Below are 20477 nucleotides of genomic sequence, written 5' to 3'. Positions count from 1 at the left end.
GTCGCTCTCTAGAAGTCGGCGACCTTGCCCCAGGCCGACGCCTCGAAGCGCCGTGGATCATAGGACTTCGCATCGACGATCGGTTCCGATCCGGTCACCAGATCGGCGACGAGATGCCCGGCGCCGGGCCCGATGCCGAAGCCGTGTCCCGAAAATCCGGCAGCCAGGAAGAACCCCGGAACGGTGTGGATCTCACCGATGGCAGGCACGCCGTCCGGCGTGCTGTCGATGTAACCGGCCCATGCCGCGCTGATCCTGGTCTGGCGCAGAGCCGGCAGCAGTTCGAGCGCTCGGGCGTGGGTCAGGCGGATGGTCGCCTGATCCGGGACCGGATCGAGGATGCGCACCCGCTCCATCGGTGTCGGCCGGTCGAGCCGCCAGCGTTGGAGTGTTTCGTGGCCCGAACGCATGCCTTGCAGGCCGCCAGGCGCGAGGCTTCGCCACCGCTTCAGGAACATGGGCAGGAACTGCGACGAGAAGCGCAGCTGCTGCGGTGTCACGTCCACGCGGCCGCGTCCGCTTATGGCGAGCGTGTAGCCGCCGTCGCCGCGACGCGTGACCGAAATCCGTGCCGTGTGCAGCGCCGCCGGCAGGCCCTCCGCGCCGGGCGAGACCGACAGGATGGAGGAGCGGACCGACGCCTGCGGAAAACGAAAGCCGAACTGATGGCAGAAGGATGACGCCCAGGCGCCGCCGGCCAGGATTGCCGCCTTCGTGCGGATCGTTCCGCTCTCCGTGACCACACCGCTCAGGCTTCCGCCCTCGGTCTCGATGCCGCGCGCGGCGCAATTCTGGTGTACGGTGCCGCCAAGCTCGAGGATGGCGCGGGCGACCGCAGGTGCGGCCCGCGACGGATCGGCGGTGCCGTCGGTCGGCGAGAAGACGCCGCCCCGCCAGGTCCGCCCGGTGGTTCGGCCCCGCTCGCTGGCCTCGACGCTGTCGAGCATATGCGTAGTGATGCCGGCCGTTTTGGCGAAGTCACGCCAGCGCGCCCAACCGGCCAGTTCCGCCTCGTCGTTGCTGAGATAAAGCAGGCCGCAGCGGCGAAAGCCGGTATCCTCGCCGGTTTCCGCCGCAAAGCGCTGCCAAAGGTCGAGGCTGCAGGTTGCCATCGGCAACTCGCGGGCGTCGCGGTTCTGCTGGCGGCACCACCCCCAGTTCCTGCTGGACTGCTCGGCGCCGATGCGCCCCTTTTCGACAAGTGCGACCTTCATGCCGCGCCGTGCCAGATAGTAGGCCGCAAAGACACCTACGATGCCACCGCCGATCACCACTGCGTCCGCGGATTGCGGCAGTTCGCCGGACGTCTCGATTTGCTGCAGCGGCGCGCGCATGGTCCTCTTAGCCTTAAAGCGTCAGTCTACCGCGTTGCCGACGCAGCCGCTGCTGCAGTTAAGATCGGGGCAGAATTTTATTTCGACCGTCCTGTTGAAATCGGGAGTCCCTGCGTTTCAAAGCAGTGTTCGCTCGCATGGACAGGCCACAGGGCTGTGGTAGTGTCGACGGCGATTGGCAACGCGGCATTTTGTGCTGTGGCGTGCGTTCTGTGGAGATGGCCGTGAAACTGGATCGGATCGACATCAAGATTCTGCACGAACTGCAGAAGAACGGCCGCATCACCAATGTGGAACTGGCCGATTTGGTGCATCTGTCGCCGAGTCCATGCCTGATGCGGGTGAAGAAGCTCCAGTCGGAAGGCTATATCGAAGGCTATTCGGCGCAGGTCAACATCGGCAAGCTTGGCCAGACGCTGACCGTGTTCACCGAAATCACCTTGAAGAACCACCGTCAGATCGACTTTGCCCGTTTTCTCGCCGTCGTCGAGAAGATCGACCAGGTCATCGAATGCCACCTCGTGTCGGGCGGCTACGACTACTTGATGAAATTCATGACCGCTGGCATCGGTGAGTACCAGACGATCATGGAGCGGCTGACCGACATGGATATCGGCATCGACAAATATTTCAGCTTCGTGGTGCTGAAGTCGCCCATAGTCAAGGCGCACATGCCGCTGCCCAGCTTGTTTCCGATGTAGTCAGCGGTGGCCGTACTGGCTGACGAGCTCGGCGTCGCGCACGAGGCCGTCGAGCCAGGTCGGATCGAGCTTCGGCACCGAGGAGAATAGAAGCTTGGAATAGGGGTGGGTGGGCGCCTTCAGCTTGTCGGGCGTGATCTGCTCCACCCGCTCCCCATTGTACATGACCATGATCTCGTCGCAGATGGCCTCGACGACGGAGAGGTCGTGGCTGATGAAGATGTAGGAGAGTCCCAGCTCGCGCTGCAGCTCCTTGAGCAGGTCGATCACGGCGGATGCCACCACCGTGTCGAGGGCCGAGGTGATTTCGTCGCAGATGATGAGCTTGGGGGCGGCCGCCAGAGCGCGCGCGAAGTTCACGCGCTGCTTCTGGCCACCCGAGAGCTCCGATGGGTGTCGGTAGCGCAGCGTTCTCGGCAGGCGCACCATATCCAGCAACTCGTCGACGCGCTTCGAGCGCGCCTGCCTGTCGAGCCGGTGATAGAAGGCCAGCGGACGGGAGATGATGTCTTCCACCGGCTTGGCCGGATTGAGCGCGGTATCGGCATACTGGAACACGATCTGCATCTCGCGCAGCTGGTCCTGGCTGCGTTTCCTGGCGGCGCGCTGCAGTTCCTTGCCGTCGAAGACGATGTCGCCGGCCGCCGCCGGATGGATGCCGGCGATGACGCGCGCCAGTGTCGATTTTCCGCAGCCGGATTCGCCGATGACGCCGAGATTGCGGCCCTTCTCGACGACCAGGCTGACGGAATCGACCGCGCGGATAAGTGGCAGGCCGTCAGCTCGCACCGCGCCATAGCCGGCCGTCACATTGTCGATGCGCAGCAGTTGCTTTGTCCCGGCATCTGCGTCCGCGCGCGCTTGCCGCGGCTTCGGTTCGAAGGCGGCCAGCAGTTCGCGCGTGTAGGGATGTTGGGCAGCCGAAAGGATTGCCGCCGTAGTGCCGGTCTCCTGCACTTCGCCGCCCTTCAGAACCACGATGCGGTCGGCGATCTGGGCGACGACCGCGAGGTCGTGGGAAACATAGACACCCGCTACCCCGCCCGCCCGCATGACCGACTTGAAGGCCTTCAGCACGTCGATCTGCGTCGTCACATCGAGTGCCGTCGTCGGCTCGTCGAAGATGACCAGCTTGGGATCGCTGATGAGCGCCATGGCCGCCGACAGCCGCTGCAATTGCCCGCCCGAAACCTGGTGCGGATAGCGGGCGCCGATTCCTTCCGGATCCGGCAGCGACAAGGCCCTGAACAGTTCGACTGCGCGCTTTTGCGCCCGTTCAGGAGGCATCAGCTTGTGGATCCGTGTGACTTCGATCACCTGCTCCATGATCGTGGACGAGGGGTTGAAGGAGGCGGCGGCACTTTGCGGAACATAGGCGATATCGGTGCCGCGCAGCCTGGCACGTTCCTTTTCGGAAAGTGCTGCCATGTTCTTGCCGTTCACGTTGATCTCGCCGCCGGTTATCCGGCAGCCGGGGCGCGCATAGCCCATGAGTGAAAGCGCCACCGTGGTCTTGCCGGAGCCGCTTTCGCCGATCAGGGCGACGATCTCGCCGTCGGCGATGTCGAGGCTGATGCCCTTAATAATTTCGACAAGCCGTCCGGAGTCGGTCTTCGCCTCGATCTTCAGGTTCCTGACCTCGACGAGATTGCTCATGCGTCCCGGTCCCTGATCTTCTGCGGCAGGTTGTCGATCAGCAGGTTGACGCTGATGGTGAGGCTGGCGATGGCCAGCGAGGGCACGATGACGGCGGGGGCCGCGAAGGGCAGGCCGCCGATGTTCTCGCGCACCAGCGCGCCCCAGTCGGCGAGCGGCGGCTGCAGACCGAGCCCCAGGAAGGACAGGCCGGAGAGCAAAAGCACGATGAAGACGAAGCGCAGGCCGAAGTCGGCCAGCACCGGGCGGATGATGTTGGGCAGGATCTCGGACCCGATGAGATAGACTGTGCTCTCGCCACGGACGCGCGCGACGGTGATGAAGTCCATGGTGTTGATGTTGACGGCGAGGGCGCGCGCGAAGCGGTAGGCGCCGGGGATGTAGATGACGGCGAGCGTCAGGATCAGCACCGGGATCGACGAGCCGACCGCGGCGACGACCACGAGGCCGAACAGCTTGCTGGGGATGGAGTTCATGGCGTCCAGGAAGCGGCTGAGGCAGGTGTCGAGCCAGCCGCCGGTGACGGCCGCTATCATCCCGAGCACCACGCCCGAAAAGCAGGCGATGGAGACGGCCGCAAGCGATATGCCGACGGTGTAGCGTGCGCCCATCAGAACCCGCGAGAGCATATCTCGGCCCAGATAGTCTGAGCCGAGCCACAGTCCCTGGCGCATCGGCCCGAAATAGTCGTCGTCGATGATGTCGCCGATCGGATGGGGAATGATGTAGGGCGCGAAGATCGCGACGAGCGTCCACGCCAGGATAACCAGCGAGGCCACGACGCCGACCAGGTTGTAGCTGTGGCCAAGCAAGGACCGTCGGGAGGATGCCGCGCGCGCCATTGTCATCTGAGCCTCGGATTGGACATGATGGCGATGACGTCGGCGGCCGTGATGAGCAAGAGATAGCCGAGGCAGAAGATCATCGCGCAGCTCTGGATCAGCGGCAGGTCGCGGGTTGCGACCGCATCGACCATCAACTTGGCGATGCCGGGATAATTGAAGATCGTCTCCACGATGATGACGCCGCCGACCAGATAGGACAGCGAGAGCGCGATCGCGTTGACGATCGGCCCAAGCGCGTTTGGAAGCGCGTGCCTTAGCACCATGCGGCTACGAGAGGCGCCCTTGAGAAGCGCCATCTCGACATAGGGCGTGGAGAGGGTTTCTATCACCGCGGCGCGGGTCATGCGGATCATCTGGGCGGAGATGACGAAGGTGAGCGTGATCACGGGCATCGCATAGATGCGCACAAGATCGGTCAGCGAATGCGCCTCGTTGACCGAGGACAGCGCCGGCAGCCATTTGAGGTAGACGGCGAAGACCAGGACCGCGAGGGTCGCGACCATGAACTCCGGGACGGAGATGACCCCGATCGAAAGCACGGTGACGGTGCGGTCGTAGACGGAACCGCGCAACGTCGCGGCAGTGATGCCGAGCGTCAGCGCCAGCGGCACTGAGATCAGCGTGGTGATGCCGGCGAGCTTCATGGTGTTTATAAAGCGGCCGCCGATCAGCGCCGCGACCGGCATGTCGTTGGCATAGGAGGTGCCGAGGTCGCCGTGCAGCAGGCCCACGAGCCAGCGCAGGAAGCGCAGGATCGCCGGATCGTTGAGATGCATGGCCTCGCGCAGGCCGGCGACCGCCTCGGGAGTCGCGGCTTGGCCGAGCAGAATCGAGGCGGTGTCGCCAGGCAGCATGCTGGTGGCGAAAAACACGGCGAACAGGACGATCAAAAGGGTGACGACCGCGACCGCCAGCCGCTTCAGCACGAGGTTTAGAACCCCAGACGTCATGGAAGCGCTCCCTGCGGTTGCGTTCGGCCGAACAATCTTGCGCGATGCAGTGCCGGGGCCGGTTGACCGGCCCCGGCTGGCGCCCCTTAGGCTTCGAGCCAAAGGTATTCCGCCATCGCGTAGCCCATCATGCCACCGAGCGGGTTCGCTTCCAAACCCTTCACCTTGCTGGAGAGGGCATCCACATTGGAAATATAGGCCGGGATGATGGTGCCGGCCTCCTCGGAGATCATCGTCTGCATCTGGCCGTAGATTTCCTTGCGCTTGGCCTGGTCGAGCGAGCCGCGCGCTTCGATCATCAACTTGTCGAACTTCTCGGACTTGTACTGGCTTTCGTTCCAGGGCGCGTTGGAAGCGTAAAGGAGCGAAAACAGGATGTCAGGCGTCGGGCGCGGATTGATGTTGCCGAAGTGGACCGGCGCCTTGAGCCAGTAATTGTCCCAGTAGCCGTCGGAGGGGACGCGCTGGACGTCAAGCTTCATGCCGATATCGGCGCCGGCCGCCTGGATGATCACTGCCATGTCGATCGACGAGGTCGCGGCGTCGGAGGCAATCACGGGGATGGACTGACCAAGCAGGCCCGCTTTCTGGAAATGGAACTTCGCCTTGTCCGGATCAAAAGCCTTAGGCTTGAGATCGGCATTGTGGAAGATGTTCGCTGGCGAGACGGGCTGGTCATTGCCGATTTCGCCGAGGCCGCGCAATGCCGATTTGACGATCTGCTCGCGGTTGACGAGATATTTCATGCCGGCCACGAAGTCGGCCTTGCTGCCTGGATCCATGTCGAGCCGGATGTTGAGGTCCGTGTAGTTGCCCGAGGTCGTCTTCGACAGTTCGAAGCCCTGCTGGCCTCCGATCAGCTTCATCGCCCGCGGATTGATGGCAGCGGCGAAATTGATGTCGCCGGACAGCAGCGCATTGACGCGGGCGCTGTCGTCGCTGATGGCGATGAATTCGAAAGAGTCGAGATAGGGCTTGCCCGACTTCCAGTAGTTCTTGTTCTTGGTGACCACCGAACGCACGCCCGGATCGAACGTTTGCAGCACGAAGGCGCCGGTGCCGTTGCCCTTGGAGAAGTCGGTGGTGCCGTCCGCCACGATCATGAAGTGGTGCAGCGCCAGGATGGTCGGAAGGTCTGCATTCGGATCGGCCAGGGTGATTTCGACTGTCGACTTGTCGACCGCCTTGAAGCCGGTCATCTGCGCGGCGATCTTGGCGACCTTGGAGCCGACCGATTTGTCGAGATGGCGCTTCAGCGAGTAGATAACGTCTTCTGCAGTGAGGTCCTTGCCGTCGTGGAACGTGACGCCCTTGCGCAGCTTCACGGTCCAGGTCTTGGCGTCCTTGCTGTCGAAGCTCTCGGCCAGTTCCATCTGCGTGACGCCGTCCTTGTCGAGGAACGTCAGGCGATTGTAGAGCGAGCAACAGCGCACATAGTCGGTGGAAAGCGACGCCTTTGCCGGATCGAGCGTGTCGGCGGTCGAGGACGACCAGCCGGCCGCCTTGAAATTTCCACCGGACACCGGCGTGGCGGCGAGGGCTTGAGTGGCACGACCAAGCACCATGCTGCCCGCGGCAACCGCGGCGCCGCCGGCCAGCAGCATCTTGAGGAGTTCGCGGCGGCTGGCGCCACGTCGAATCGCGTTCTCGACCATCGCATCGTCTGCTCCGGTCCAGTTGGTGATCTTGTCGGTCATGTCATTCCCCTTTCTGTTGGTTTGGTCGGGATGCTCGTCTTGCTGCGGCTTTCCGGGCTTGGGTTCAGGTTCGTTCCTTCAGGCTTTCCCGCACGGCCGCGGCAAAGGCGGCCATCGAGGTGAAGTGGTAGTCCGGCACGGTGAAGCGCTCGGGCTCGATCGTGCCGCCATAGCCCTTCTGGGCATGCCGGCGCTCGATCCAGCAATTGGTCAGGCCGAGCGCCCGCGATATTCCGATGTCGTGATACTGGCTTTGCGCGACGTGCAGGATGTCGTCCTTGCTGTCGCCCCGGGAGGCCACGAAATCGAAGACTGCCTGGAAGAAGGCCGGGTCCGGCTTTTCCGTGCCGGTGTCGTCGGCTGTGAAGGTGGCGAAGAAGGGCGAACCGAGTTGCTTCTCGAAATGGTCGAGCGCCCAGCGCCGGGCATTGGTCATGGCAATCAGCTTGTGGGATCTTGCAAGGTCAGCCAATGCCGCTGCGCTGTCGGGGAAACCTTGCCAGGCGCTGGCGGAATCGCGCAGGCGGGCACCATATTTTTCCTCGGCCGGCAGGCCGAGCTGCGGCGCGATGACCATGTAGACACGTACGAGATCGTCGGGAAACAGGCCCGCGTCGGGCATATAGCGGGCTTGCCGGTACAGGGCCAGCGCTGCTTCGCCGTCGATGGCAAGACCGGCGTCGGCGGCGATCCCTGCCAGGCTGGCCGTGATGCCGCCTTCGAAGTCGATCAGCGTGCCGACGACATCGAAGGTCATGTATTTGAATTCGCTAAAGCCCCTGGCCAAATCTAGATCTCCTGTGCGCGCGGCCGAATTTGCATGGTGCTGAACAGAACAAAATTCCGTGCTGTCCGGGGCGTCGGCCTTTTCAAAAGCCCGGAAATTTGAGCCTTCTGGCCTTGTCTTAAAAGCAGTCTGGCACTTCCCCCGCGCTGGATTCGCCGAAAAGGCGCAGGGCTGCGGCACAAAATTGCGAAATCATCTGCCCCAGCGATATTTCGAGACACGACATATTCGTCATCCTTCATGCCAGGGCCTGGCGGACATCGGGATCGTCCAGCGTCTGGTCAAGCGTTCGGCGTGTGCGCTCGACGATCGCATCGATGTCGCTATCGGTGCAGCAGAGTGGGGGGGCATAGCCGATTACCCCGTGCGCAAAGGCGCGGATGATGAGGCCGTTGTCCCACGCCCTGTCGAAGACCCGCCGCGCCGGCATGGCCGACGCGGGAAGCGGTGTCTTCTTCTGCTTGTCGACCACCAGTTCGAGTGCGGCTAGCATGCCGCGACCGCGCACCTCGCCCACCAACGGGTGGTCTCTGAGGCTTGCCAACCCGGCCATCAGGCGAACGCCGGCCTTGATGCCATTCTCCAGAAGGCCATCTTCGTAGAGCTTCAACACCTCGAGCGCGACGGCGGCACTGACGGGATGGGCCGAATAGGTGTAGCCGTGCCCGACCGCCGAGGCGCCCGCGCCGTCAGCGATGACGTCGTAGACATGATCGGCCATGAACACGGCGCCCATGGGAACATAGCCCGAGGTCAGCCCTTTGGCCGTCGTCATGAAATCGGGAACGATGTCCTCGTCCGTGCAGGCAAACAATGGCCCCGTGCGACCGAATCCGGTGATCACTTCGTCGGCGATGAACAGGATGCCGTACTCCCGGCAGAGTTCGCGCGTCGCCTTGATCCAACCTTTCGGCGGGACAATGACACCGCCCGAGCCCTGGATCGGCTCGGCATAGAAGGCGGCAACCCGGTCCGGTCCGATCTCCTCGATCTTGGCCTTCAGCGCGGCGAGCGACGCGGCAATGATCGCGTTCCCGTCTTCGCCCACCGGGTTGCGATAGGGATAGGGGGAGGGGATCTTATGCTGCCATTCGAGGGGAATTCCGAAGCCGGCATGAAAGGCGGGCAGTGCGGTCAGCCCTGCGCCGACCACTGACGACCCGTGATAGCCCTGCTCGATGGAGATGAACTGGTCGCGTTGTGGCTCGCCCCGGGCGTTCCAGTAGTAGCGGACGAAACGGATCGTGCTGTCGACCGCGTCAGACCCGCCAAGCGTGAAATAGACGTGATTGAGGTCTCCAGGCGCCCGCTCGGCCAGTTCCGAGGCGAGGCGGATGGCCGGCTCCGAGCCGAGGTCGAAATAGGCGGTGGCGTAGGGAAGCTCGCGCATCTGCCGGGCCGCCGCCTCGACGATGCTGTCGTGGCCGTAGCCGGCATTGACGCACCATAGCCCCGCAAAACCGTCAACGAGTTGCTTGCCGGACGCATCAGTCACGGTCGCGCCCTTCGCCGATTTCAAGACGCGCACGCCGAGCGCCTCATGGCCGCGATATGACGAGACCGGATGGATGAGATGGGCGCGGTCGAGTTCGATCAGGGAATTGGCGAGCATTGTTGTCCTCCGGACTAACCGAGCGCCTGGTTGGCGAGTGCGTAAACTTTTGGCCTGGCCTGTTGCGCGTCCTTCTTGGACGGACGGTCCATGGCCACGCCGCCGCCGACATGGGCGAGGCCGATTTCCGTGAGCCAGTCGGCAATGCCGCTCCTGCTGTCAGTGTCCACGCGCAGGAAGGCGCCGGGACGGTTTGCGGCGAAGAAACTAACAAGAGCCCTGGCGTCAACGGCGCTTCCCGCGATGACCGGACCGATCACCTCGCCGCGTCCGAACGGGCGGATTGCGGCATAGCCCTCGATGGCGCCGTCGCGGCGGATGACCGCGAACTCACCGCGCTCCGCCAGCGCATTGATCAAAGCTTCACGGTCGGCGCCATAAGCATCGCGGTCCAGCGCCTTGATTTCCAAAACATCGTCCGAGCCTGCTGCTTCCACGCCGCCGGGCGCGCCAAGCGCCGCAACCTTGCCCTGATGCTGCAGGATCGTGCCCGAGGGCACAAAGCCCAGTTTCTGATAGAGAGGCATGCCATCCGCCGTCGCGACGAGCCGCAGCGGACGGTCCTCGGCAAGGGCGAAAGCCTTTTCCATTAACCGGCGCGCCAGCCCCTTGCCACGCTCGTTCCTATCGACGATCACCATGTTGATCATGGCGCAATCCGCGCCGTAGGGCGTTACCAGAATGGTCCCGGTGAGCCGACCCTGGTCGCTTATCGCGACCGCGCCCCTCGAGAGCTGCAGAGCCATCTGCCAGTCTTGCGCACGATGCGGCCAATTCTCCTGACGAGAAAGCGCCACGGCGCCCTCGATATGGTCCGGTCCGAAGTCCCGGATTTCGATCTCTTCCTGCTGCATGAGGCGTCCTTCCGTCTGCGCTCAAGTCTCGACCATCGCCGCGCCACAGATCGTCTGAAGACTTCGATTGCGGCGGTATCTTTCGCCGTAGCGCGGGCGATGCGCCGCATCTTCTGCTGGTGCTGTCCCCGGCGGATGCGCTTCACGGCGCGCGCGGCGCGGGTATCGACCAGCAAGATGCTACAGCGTGCCAAACCGGACGCCGGATACGGAACTTTCTGCTTTCGAAAGGCCCATTTCGGGCAGGTGGCTCGCCGCCTACCGGCATATGATGAAATACATCCCAATGCGGATGTGCTTCCACCGGAGATCGACGGACATGGCTTCCTTCAGGCCCAAATACATCACCTTCGACTGCTACGGCACGTTGACCTTTTTCCAGATGGCGGAAGCGGCGCGCGACCTATATGGCAGCCGGCTCGACGAGCCGCGCATGCAGGAGTTCATCAAGAACTTCGCGGCGTATCGGCTCGACGAGATCATGGGCGACTGGAAGCCCTATGCCGACGTCGTCCACAATGCGCTCGAGCGCGCCTGCAAGCGCAACGGCGTCGCCTTCAGCCCCGACGACGCCAGGATGGTCTATGAGCGTGTCCCGAGCTGGGGGCCTCACGCCGACGTGCCGGCCGGCCTTGCCAAGGTCGCCAAGGAAATTCCGCTGGTCATCCTCTCCAACGCCATGAACGCGCAGATCATGTCCAATGTCGAGAAGCTCGGCGCGCCGTTCCATGCCGTCTACACGGCCGAGCAGGCGCAGGCCTACAAGCCTCGCTTCAGAGCCTTCGAATACATGTTCGACATGCTTGGCTGCGGACCGCAGGACATCCTTCACTGCTCGTCTTCGTTCCGCTACGACCTGATGTCGGCACATGACCTCGGCATCAAGAACAAGGTTTGGGTCAACCGTGGCCACGAACCCGCCAACCCCTACTACGGCTATGTCGAGATCGCCGACATTTCGGGTCTTCCAGGCGTGGTCGGTCTCTGAAACAGGCGGATTGCCGATGAAACTGGTCTCCTACTGGCACGACACCGCCCCTGTCTTTACCGGCGGGGCGCAAGGCCCGGTCCAGGGGCACTACGATGCCGCCATCATCGGCGGCGGCTTCACCGGTCTCGCCGCGGCGCGGCAACTGGCGAAGGCCGGCGCGAAGGTGGCAGTGCTGGAAGCGGAGCGGGTGGGCTGGGGCGCATCCGGTCGCAATGGCGGGCACCTGAATAACGGCCTCGCCCACAGCTACCTTTCGGCCAAGGCGGAGCTCGGCAAGGAACGGGCGATCGCGCTCTACCGGGCGCTGGACGACTCCGTCGACACCATCGAAGCTCTGGTCGCCGAGGAAGGCATCGACTGCAATTTCCGCCGCGCCGGCAAGCTGAAGCTCGCCTCCAAGCCGCAGCATTTCGAAGCGATCGCCCGCAACTTCGAAGCCCTTCATGCGGAAGTGGATCCGGATACGGCACTGCTGTCTGCGGCCGATCTCAGATCCGAGATTGGCTCGCCCTTCTATGGCGCGATGCTGTCGAAGAAGAGCGCCATGATGCATATGGGCCGCTATGTGGCAGGCTTGGCCACGGCCGCCGCCCGCCACGGTGCGGTGATCCACGAGAACGTGGCTGTGACCGACCGCAAGCAGGCCGGTGGCAGGCATGAGCTGACTACCTCCCAAGGCCGGATCAGTGCCGATAATGTGCTGGTGGCGACCGGCGCCTACACCACGCCGAATTTCAGTTACTTCCGCCGCAGGATCATTTCGGTCGGTAGCTTCATCATCGCCACGCGGCCGTTGAGCGACACTGAGATCGCCGCGACCATGCCCGGCAACCGGACATGCGTAACCTCAATGAACATCGGCAACTACTTCCGGCTTTCGCCGGACAGGCGCCTGATCTTTGGCGGCCGCGCACGCTTCTCTGCGACATCGGACCAGCGCTCCGATGCCAGGAGCGGACAGATATTGCAAGCGGGCCTCGCGGCGATCTTCCCGCAACTCGCCAAGGTCGAGATCGACTATTGCTGGGGTGGGCTGGTCGACATGACCAAGGACCGCTTCCCTCGGGCCGGCTACCACGACGGTGTCTGGTACGCGATGGGCTATTCCGGCCACGGCGCACAGCTTTCCACCCATCTCGGCATGATCCTGGCCGATGCCATGCTCGGCCGCGAGGACCGCAATCCGATGAAGGGGCTCGATTGGCCTTCCATTCCCGGCTATTCCGGCAAGCCCTGGTTCCTGCCGATGGTCGGCCTCTACTACAAGGCGCTCGACCGGATTCAATGATCGTCGATCCAGCAGGGTCTTTAGCCCAGCCCACCCATGTGGAAGCTTTTCATCTCGAGATATTCCTCGATGCCGGCCTGCGCTCCCTCGCGGCCGAGGCCGGACTGCTTGACACCGCCGAAGGGGGCCACTTCCATGGAGACCGAGCCGGTGTTGAGCCCCACCATGCCGAACTCCAGCGCCTCGCCGACGCGCCAAGCGCGTTTAAGGTTTTCGGTGTAAAAGTAGGACGCAAGCCCGTAGGGTGTGCCATTGGCCAGCGCGATCGCCTCCCCTTCCGTCTCGAACCGGAAAAGCGGTGCGACCGGGCCGAACGTTTCCTCGCCGGCGAGCTGCATGTCCTTTGTGGCGCCGGTCAGCACTAGCGGCGCGACATACTGAGGACCCTCCGGCAGCGCCGTCTTCTCGGTGATGATCGCCGCGCCTTTGGCGAGCGCGTCCTCGACATGGCGGTTGATCTTCTCGACTGCCGCCATGTTGATCATCGGCCCGATGGTGACGCCGGGCTGCGTGCCGGGTCCCACCGTCATGGCGTTGACGCGGGCGCAAAGCTTCGCGGCGAAGGTTTCGTAGACAGAGGTCTGGACAAGGATACGGTTGGCGCAGACGCAGGTCTGGCCGCCATTGCGGAATTTCGAGACAAGCGCGCCCTCGACGGCGAGATCCAGATCGGCGTCGTCGAAGACAATGAGGGGCGCGTTGCCGCCGAGTTCGAGGCTGAGCCGTTTCACGGTATCGGCCGCGCCGCGCATCAGCAGCGAACCGACCCGCGTCGAGCCGGTGAAGGAGATCTTGCGAACGGTCTCGTTCGCCATGATCTCGTTGCCGATTTCGGCCGGCATGCCGGTGACGATGTTGATGACGCCGGCGGGGATGCCCGCCCGTTCGGCAAGCACGCCGAGCGCCAGCGCCGAGTAGGGCGTGAACTCGGACGGCTTGATGACCACAGTACAGCCGGCCGCCAGCGCCGGCGCGACCTTGCGGGTGATCATCGCGTTGGGGAAATTCCACGGCGTGATGATGCCGCACACCCCGACCGGCTCCTTCAGCACGATGATGCGTCGGTCCGACGTCGGCGAGGGGATGGTATGGCCGTTGATGCGGCGTGCCTCCTCCGCGAACCATTTGACGAAGGAAGCGCCGTAACGGATCTCGCCCCTGGCCTCGTCCAGCGGCTTGCCCTGTTCCGTCGTCAGGATCAGCGCCAGATCGTCCAGATGCGCAAGCATCAGGCCATGCCAGGCCTCCAGGAGGCCAGCGCGCTCGGCGTTGGTCTTCTTCTTCCAGTCACCATAGGCGGAAGCCGCGGCCTCTATAGCCGCGCGGGTCTCCGGACCGGCCATGTCGGGCACCGTGCCGATTGCTGCCTGGGTCGCCGGATCGACGACATCGACCGTCTTGCCGGAACCGGAAGCGACCCATTTACCGCCGACCAGGCCGGCTTCGCGGAAGAGACTTTTGTCTTTCAGGTTTTTCATCGAAAACGACCTTGCAATCAGGTGAGTGCCGCAACGATGGCGGCCGTAATGGCTTCCGTGTTGTCCTTGCCGGGAGTTGTTCCAATGCCTCGCGCGGTCGTCGCTTCTACCGCCTTCATGACGCGTCCGGCCGCAGCCTTTTCGCCGAGATGATCGAGCATCATCGCGCCGGACCAGATGGTGGCGATCGGATTGGCGATGCCGAGATGGGCGATGTCGGGCGCGGAGCCGTGCACCGGCTCGAACATGGAAGGCGCCGAGCGGTCGGGATTGATGTTGGCGGAGGCGGCGTAGCCGAGCCCGCCCTGGATCGCCGCGCCGATATCGGTCAGGATGTCGCCGAAGAGGTTGGAGGCAACGACCACGTCAAGGCTCTCCGGCGCCATGATCATGCGCGCGGCGAGCGCGTCGACATGATAGCTGGTTACATCGACGTCCGGATAATCCGCAGCCAGCTTTCGCGTGATCTCGTCCCAGAACACCATCGAATATTTCTGCGCGTTGGACTTGGTGACGGAGGCCAGTTTGCGCCGCCGCGACCGCGCCTGCTCGAAGCCGAAGCGCAGGATGCGCTCGACGCCGGCACGGGTGAAGATCGAGGTCTCCACCGCGACCTCGTTCAGAGTGCCTTGATGCACGCGCCCGCCGGCGCCCGAATATTCGCCTTCGGTGTTCTCGCGGATGCACAGGATGTCGAAGCTCTCTGCCCGCAGCGGGCCCTTTACGCCCGGCAGCAGACGGTGCGGCCGGATGTTGGCATATTGCACGAACGCCTTGCGGATCGGCAGCAGCAGGCCGTGGAGCGAGACCGAATCCGGCACCTCCGCCGGCCAGCCGACGGCGCCGAGAAGGATGGCGTCGAAGCCGCGCAAGGTGTCGATGCCGTGCTCCGGCATCATGCGACCGGTCTCCTTGAAGAAGCGACAAGACCAGGGCAATTCGGTTCCCGTCAGGACAAAGCCGCAGTGCTTGGCCACTGTTTCCAGCACCGTCCAAGCGGCGGCGGTCACATCGCGGCCGATGCCGTCACCGGGGATCAGGGCGATCGAGTAGGACTTCATCGGTATCTCTTTACAGGCTGATCAGGACGCTCTTGGTCCTGCGGTTGGCAAGATAAGCCTCGCGGCCGAGATCCTTTCCGATGCCGGAGCGCTTGTAGCCGCCGGTCGGCAGGATGTGGTCGCGCGAGCGACTGTAGCGGTTCACCCAGACGGTACCCGCTTCGAGCTTGCGCGCGAGACGAATGGTGCGAGAGAGGTCGGAGGTGAACAGGCCGGAGGCCAGTCCGTAGGTCGGATGGGTGGACAGCGCCAGCGCCTCCTCCTCGGTCTCGAAGGTCTGGACGGTCAGGACCGGGCCGAAGATCTCCTCGACGATCGCCGGATTGGCCTGGTCGACATTGGTGATCAGCGTCGGCTCGTAGAAATAGCCGGGAGCATCCATGGCGTCACCGCCGGTCAGGCATTCGCCGCCGCCCTCGACCGCGGCCCGCACGATGCCATCGACACGTGTCCGCTGCAGGTCCGAAATGATCGGCGAATAGTGGGTGGCCTCGTCCCAGGTCGGACCGCAACGCACGGCCTTCATCTGCGTGATGATGGCCGTCGTCAGTCTTTCGGCCACGCCCTTCTCGGCGATCAGGCGCGTGCCAGCCACGCAGGCCTGGCCGGCATTGAAGGTGACGCTGCCGGCGATCGCCGTCGCCGCCTTGTCGAGATCGGCGTCGGCAAAGACGATCTGCGGGCTCTTACCCCCGAGTTCCAGCGTCATCGGCTTGACGCCAGTGCGGGCAACGTTCTCCATGATGGCCGATCCGGCGCGGGTCGAACCGGTGAAGCTCACCTTGGCAATCTCCGGATGGCCGGTCAGTGCCGTGCCGGTGGTTGGCCCATCGCCGAGCACCACGTTGATAAGCCCTGCCGGCAAACCCGCTCTGACGGCAAGCTGCGCCATATAGACGCTCGAGAAGGGCGTCATTTCTGAGGGTTTCAGGACGATGGCGTTGCCTGCGGCCAGTGCAGGGCCGAGCTTCCAGCCGGCCATCGAGATGGGAAAATTCCAGGGCGTGATCGCGCCGACGACGCCGTAGGGCTCGCTGATGATCATGCCGAGACTCGCGTCGTCAGTCGGCACGAGCTCGCTTCCTTCCTTGTCGGCGAATTCGGCGAAGAAACGAATCTGCTCTGCGGTTACGGCAATGTCGCCGGCGATGACCTGGCCGACAGGACGGGTCGAGCACAACGCCTCGATCCTGGCGAGCGTTTCGGCTTCCGCCTCGATCAGGTCGGCCCAGGCGTGAAGCGCCCTGGTGCGCTCGCGCGGCCGAACGCCGCCCCAGTTGCTGGCCTTCAGCGCCGCCTTGGCGCTTTCCACCGCCCGGTCGACCATGCCGAGGCCAGCCACGGGGCAGGCGGTGTATGCCTTACCGTCCGAAGGGCGGCGCATCTCGATCCCGCCCTCAGCCGAAATCAGTTTCCCGCCGATGAAGTGGCCGACGGGAAGGGGGATCGTATCGGGATCGAAGCTCAGGCTCATCGGCAATCACTCTGGCAGCATCGACCCGAGCCTAGCGCGTGCTGGCACGCAGCATGCACCGTTCGGTGATCCGCCGCCGACGAATGTTGCGTGCCAGACCTGGAGGACGGCAAAATCTTCGGCGGGGGCCAGCACCTCACGCGGATACGGTTATCCCACCGTCACGTAGATCTTGCGCACCGTTTCGATGGTCTTCCAAACACCGGTGAAGCCAGGCTTCATCACGAAGCTGTCGCCGGCGCGGTAGGTCACCTTCTCGCCGGTGTCGGGCGTGATTTCGATCACGCCGGAGAGGATGTGGCAGAACTCGAACGTGTCACCCTTGATCGAGCGCGTCTCGCCCGGCGTCGCCTCCCAGACGCCGGTGTGGACGAGGTCGCCCTTGGCGATATCCTGCGCCCAGGTCTTGAATGCAGGGTTGCCGGCAATCAGCCGTTCGGGCAGCGCCCTGGATTCGCGCGGCGGGAAGGCTGGGCTGGTGTCGACGGTTTTGAGCAGGGACAAGGGATGGCCTTTCAGGTTGGAGTTCAATAGCCGCGCGACCGGTCGACGACCCCGATGGGGTCGAGCCCGGCGCGGTGGCGTCGGATGTTTTCGATAACGGCCTGCGCGGCGCTCGCGGGCTGGGTGACGCTGGCAACATGCGGGGTCAGGATGATCTTCGGATGCGACCAGAAAGGATGGCCGGCCGGCAGCGGTTCGGGATCGGTGACGTCGATCATCGCCGCCGAAAGTTGGCCGCGGTCGAGCGCGGCGACAAGCGCTTCATGATCGAGCTGCGGCCCTCGGCCCGTGTGGACAAGCGCCGCGCCCTTGGGCAGTTTCGCAAACAGGTCGGCATCGAGGAAGCCGCGCGTGTCTTCGGTCAGTGGCAGCAGGCAGACCAGTATGTCGCTGGCCGCGAGCATCTCCGCCAGCCCAAGCTCGCCATGATGACAGGTCACGCCCTCGATCCGCCGCGGCGAGCGGCTCCAGCCGGCGAGCGGAAAGCCGAAGGACTTCAACTGGTCGAGGACGGCTTGGCCGAGCTGCCCGAGGCCGAGCACGCCGAGCCGGCGCGACCCGGCCTGAAGTTGCGTGATATCGCTCCATTCGCCGGCGCGCTGCTGGGCCAGATAGGCCGGCAGATTGCGGTGGAGCGCGAGCACGGCCAGCGTCACATATTCCTGCATCATGCGCACGATGCCTTCCTCGATCATGCGCACGATCGTCACGTTTGGAGGCACCGCATCGAGGCGAAGCTGGTCGACGCCAGCGCCGATGGAAAACAGGATTTCCAGGTTCCTGTAGCGGGTGAGGTTGTCCGGCACGGTCCAGCTGATCAGATAGTGTACGGCGTCGGGATCGACCGTCGCGGCATCCATCGTGAAGTGGACGTCCGGAAGTTCTTTGGCGAACGCTTCGGCGAAGATCGCTCCGCGGCGCGCGTCGGAATTGAACAGGAATGTCATCGCCGCTGCTCCTTTAAATCGTGCAGCGGGCGCCGAGCGCCTCGATCATTCGCTGGCAGGCGGCGAGTTCGCTGGCGAGGATGTATTCGTCCGGCTTGTGAGCGCGGTCGATGTCACTGGGGCCGCAGATGATCGCGTCGAACCCGGCGGCCTGGTAGAGCCCGGCCTCCGTGCCGTAGCTGACGGCGGCGAGCGGCGCTTCGCCGGTCAGATCGCGCAGCAGTCCCGCCAGTGCCGCGTCTTGCGGCAGCGACAGCGCCGGATAGGCGCTGATCGGCGTCCACTCGACCTGAAAGCCCTCAGTTGCATAGGCTTCGGCCTTCGCCCTGACGGGCGCGAGTAGGCTGGCCGGGTCGACGCCGGGTATGGCGCGGGCCTCCAGGTCCAGCGTGCACGTGTCGGGGATGATGTTGACCGACTGTCCGCCCGCGACCACGCCAGCCTGCAGCGAGGAGTAGGGTGGCTCGAAGGCCGTGTCGAGCGGCCCGCGCGTCAGCCGCTCGGCTTCGCTTACGGCCGCGCTCAGCGCCCCGGCCATGGCGTGGACGGCGTTGAGCCCGAGATCGGGCCGCGAGGAGTGGCCGGAGCGCCCTTTGACGATTACGCGGGCGGCCGCCTTGCCCTTGTGGCCGCGCACGGCGCGCATGCCGCTCGGCTCACCGACGATGACGCCGAGCGGCTTCGCGCAGAGTTCGGGGAGGCGGGCAATCAGATGCGGCACGCCGCGGCATCCCACCTCCTCGTCGTAGGAGAAGGCGAGGTGGATCGGTGTGGCGAGGCGCAGTTTCGCCAGCGCAGGCACGACCGCGAGCACCGCGGCAAGAAACCCTTTCATGTCTGTGCTGCCGCGCCCATAGAGCCGCTCGCCCTCCCGGCGCAGTGTAAAAGGGGCTGAACTCCATTGCGGCTCGTTGGCGGGCACGACGTCCATGTGGCCGGACAGGATGTAGCCCGGGACACCGGCGGGGCCGATCGTCGCGAAAAGATTGGAACGGTCGCCTTCCGGTCCTGGAAGGAGGGCGATCTGTATTCCGTATCCTGAGAGGTAGGCCTCGATCCACCCAGCGATGTCGCCGTTCGGTTTGCCGGCGACCGATGGAAAGGCGACGAGACGGTCGAGGATGTCGAAGACGTCCATTCCAGCCCTCAAAGCATTCGGGTGCGCCGGGATTGGTGCCGTCGACCGTGTGCTGCAACAATTCGGGTGAGGATGTGCGCCTTCCTTCGCGATTGCGTGCCGAAAGCGGAAATGTTTCAGTCGAATCTTGCGTTGGCGCGTGGCTTTCAGCCAAATCGTATCGGTCTTGGTCGTCTAGCGTTGGCAGGGGCAAGGGCGGCTATTGTGTGGCACCCTTTACGCGATCTTTCAGAGGCATGAAATTGAAGCCGTCCGGAAGCTTGAAAATCGATGCCTTCTCGATGCGCATTGGCGCCATCGAAGGCGTCGAACTGGATCGGTTGCACGCGCTATCTTTGTCCGTAGGATGGCCGCATCGGGCCGAGGACTGGCAAATCCTGCGCGAATCGGGACAGGGGCTCGTGGCGCTCGATGACATCGGCCGGGTCCTCGGTTCAGCCATGTGGTTCGCGCATGGCGCCGGTTTCGCGACCGTCGGGATGGTCATCACCTCGCCGCGACTGCAGACGCTGGGAGCCGGTCAGTGGCTGATGAAGCGGGTCTTCGACAATGTGGTCGGGCGCGACTTGCGCCTCAATGCGACCCGGGCGGCAAAGCGGCTCTATCTTTCGCTCGACTTCAAGCCGGAGAAGACTGTCTATCAGTGCCAGGGGATCGCCCGCGCTACCTGGGCGGCTAAAATAGACAAGCCGCGTGGCGAGGTCCGTCGGCTGTGGGCCGAGCACTTGCCGGCGATCATCGCACTCGATGCGGCTGGTTTCGGGGTGCATAGATCAGCACTTGTCGAAAAACTGTTCGACCAGTCCGTTGGCTACGGGCTCTTCGACGAGGGCGCGCTCAAGGCTTTTGCCCTCTGCCGGCCCTTCGGCCGTGGCCACGTCATCGGCCCAGTCATGGCAGAAGGAGATACCGATGCTATCGCGGTGGTCCGGCCGCACGTGGCCGACCATTCGGGCAGCTTCCTGCGGGTGGATACTCATATGGAAAGCGGCGAGTTCGCCGCATTTCTGCCGCACAGCGGAATGCCGGTCTTTGACACGGTGCTGACCATGTCGCTGGGCAAACGCCTCGCTGATTTTTCCGTCGGCGGCGCGGCTACACCGAGGGCCTATGCCCTTGCCAGTCAAACTCTCGGGTAGTTCAGCCCAGAACGCGCTCCG

The 20477-nt window shown here is 64.1% G+C and carries 18 protein-coding genes; 4 read left to right on the top strand and 14 right to left on the bottom strand.

The features are described from left to right. Positions 1-8: 8 nt before the first annotated feature. Positions 9-1334, bottom strand: a complete 1326-nt coding sequence (locus D3227_RS06255) for an NAD(P)/FAD-dependent oxidoreductase (RefSeq protein ID WP_120013246.1) — start codon at positions 1332-1334, stop codon at positions 9-11. A 224-nt stretch (positions 1335-1558) separates the two neighbouring features. On the opposite strand from D3227_RS06255, the gene D3227_RS06250 reads away from it, so the two are divergent. After that, a complete protein-coding gene (locus tag D3227_RS06250; protein ID WP_120013359.1) occupies positions 1559-2035 on the top strand; it encodes an Lrp/AsnC family transcriptional regulator in 477 nt (158 codons plus the stop codon). Here the strand turns inward: D3227_RS06250 and D3227_RS06245 are convergent, their stop codons facing one another. From D3227_RS06245 to D3227_RS06215, 7 genes are all read right to left on the bottom strand, one after another. After that, complete coding sequence (locus tag D3227_RS06245; RefSeq protein WP_120013245.1) at positions 2036-3691, bottom strand: ABC transporter ATP-binding protein; 1656 nt, start codon at positions 3689-3691, stop codon at positions 2036-2038. Then, complete coding sequence (locus D3227_RS06240) at positions 3688-4539, bottom strand: ABC transporter permease (protein ID WP_120013244.1); 852 nt, start codon at positions 4537-4539, stop codon at positions 3688-3690. The genes D3227_RS06245 and D3227_RS06240 overlap by 4 nt, the downstream gene beginning before the upstream one ends. Next, a complete protein-coding gene (locus D3227_RS06235; protein WP_120013243.1) occupies positions 4536-5486 on the bottom strand; it encodes an ABC transporter permease in 951 nt (316 codons plus the stop codon). The genes D3227_RS06240 and D3227_RS06235 overlap by 4 nt, the downstream gene beginning before the upstream one ends. 86 nt (positions 5487-5572) lie before the next feature. Further along, complete coding sequence (locus D3227_RS06230) at positions 5573-7183, bottom strand: ABC transporter substrate-binding protein (protein WP_120013242.1); 1611 nt, start codon at positions 7181-7183, stop codon at positions 5573-5575. Between the two features lie 64 nt (positions 7184-7247). Next, entirely contained in the window at positions 7248-7940 is a 693-nt protein-coding gene (locus D3227_RS06225; RefSeq protein WP_425374480.1) for an HAD-IA family hydrolase, read from the bottom strand. A 268-nt stretch (positions 7941-8208) separates the two neighbouring features. Further along, positions 8209-9582, bottom strand: a complete 1374-nt coding sequence (locus tag D3227_RS06220; protein WP_120013240.1) for an aspartate aminotransferase family protein — start codon at positions 9580-9582, stop codon at positions 8209-8211. Positions 9583-9596: 14 nt separating this feature from the next. Continuing rightward, positions 9597-10436, bottom strand: coding sequence for a GNAT family N-acetyltransferase (locus D3227_RS06215; RefSeq protein ID WP_120013239.1), 840 nt, complete (start codon positions 10434-10436; stop codon positions 9597-9599). Positions 10437-10755: 319 nt separating this feature from the next. Between D3227_RS06215 and D3227_RS06210 the strand changes: the two genes are divergently transcribed. Both D3227_RS06210 and D3227_RS06205 read left to right on the top strand, forming a co-directional pair. Further along, positions 10756-11424 carry a haloacid dehalogenase type II gene (locus D3227_RS06210; protein ID WP_120013238.1) on the top strand — a complete coding sequence of 223 codons (669 nt, stop codon included), beginning with the start codon at positions 10756-10758 and terminating at the stop codon, positions 11422-11424. A 16-nt stretch (positions 11425-11440) separates the two neighbouring features. After that, positions 11441-12715 carry an NAD(P)/FAD-dependent oxidoreductase gene (locus D3227_RS06205; protein ID WP_120013237.1) on the top strand — a complete coding sequence of 425 codons (1275 nt, stop codon included), beginning with the start codon at positions 11441-11443 and terminating at the stop codon, positions 12713-12715. 20 nt (positions 12716-12735) lie between these two features. On the opposite strand, the gene D3227_RS06200 is transcribed toward D3227_RS06205, so the two are convergent. The 6 genes from D3227_RS06200 to argE form a co-directional block, all read right to left on the bottom strand. After that, positions 12736-14193: an NAD-dependent succinate-semialdehyde dehydrogenase gene (locus tag D3227_RS06200; RefSeq protein ID WP_120013236.1), complete on the bottom strand. Its 1458-nt coding sequence runs from the start codon at positions 14191-14193 to the stop codon at positions 12736-12738. 17 nt (positions 14194-14210) lie between these two features. After that, positions 14211-15254 carry a tartrate dehydrogenase gene (locus tag D3227_RS06195; protein WP_120013235.1) on the bottom strand — a complete coding sequence of 348 codons (1044 nt, stop codon included), beginning with the start codon at positions 15252-15254 and terminating at the stop codon, positions 14211-14213. A gap of 10 nt (positions 15255-15264) precedes the next feature. Then, positions 15265-16728: an aldehyde dehydrogenase family protein gene (locus D3227_RS06190; protein WP_120013234.1), complete on the bottom strand. Its 1464-nt coding sequence runs from the start codon at positions 16726-16728 to the stop codon at positions 15265-15267. 150 nt (positions 16729-16878) lie between these two features. Next, entirely contained in the window at positions 16879-17232 is a 354-nt protein-coding gene (locus tag D3227_RS06185) for a cupin domain-containing protein (protein WP_120013358.1), read from the bottom strand. A 23-nt stretch (positions 17233-17255) separates the two neighbouring features. After that, complete coding sequence (locus D3227_RS06180; protein WP_120013233.1) at positions 17256-18179, bottom strand: 2-hydroxyacid dehydrogenase; 924 nt, start codon at positions 18177-18179, stop codon at positions 17256-17258. Between the two features lie 13 nt (positions 18180-18192). Continuing rightward, positions 18193-19317, bottom strand: a complete 1125-nt coding sequence (gene argE / locus D3227_RS06175) for an acetylornithine deacetylase (RefSeq protein WP_120013232.1) — start codon at positions 19315-19317, stop codon at positions 18193-18195. 236 nt (positions 19318-19553) lie between these two features. On the opposite strand from argE, the gene D3227_RS06170 reads away from it, so the two are divergent. Beyond that, positions 19554-20456: a GNAT family N-acetyltransferase gene (locus D3227_RS06170; RefSeq protein ID WP_120013231.1), complete on the top strand. Its 903-nt coding sequence runs from the start codon at positions 19554-19556 to the stop codon at positions 20454-20456. Positions 20457-20477 lie beyond the last annotated feature (21 nt).

Source organism: Mesorhizobium waimense (genome assembly GCF_003601975.1).
Classification (GTDB): Bacteria; Pseudomonadota; Alphaproteobacteria; order Rhizobiales; family Rhizobiaceae; genus Mesorhizobium; species Mesorhizobium waimense.
This window is presented reverse-complemented; position numbering and strand designations above follow the sequence as displayed.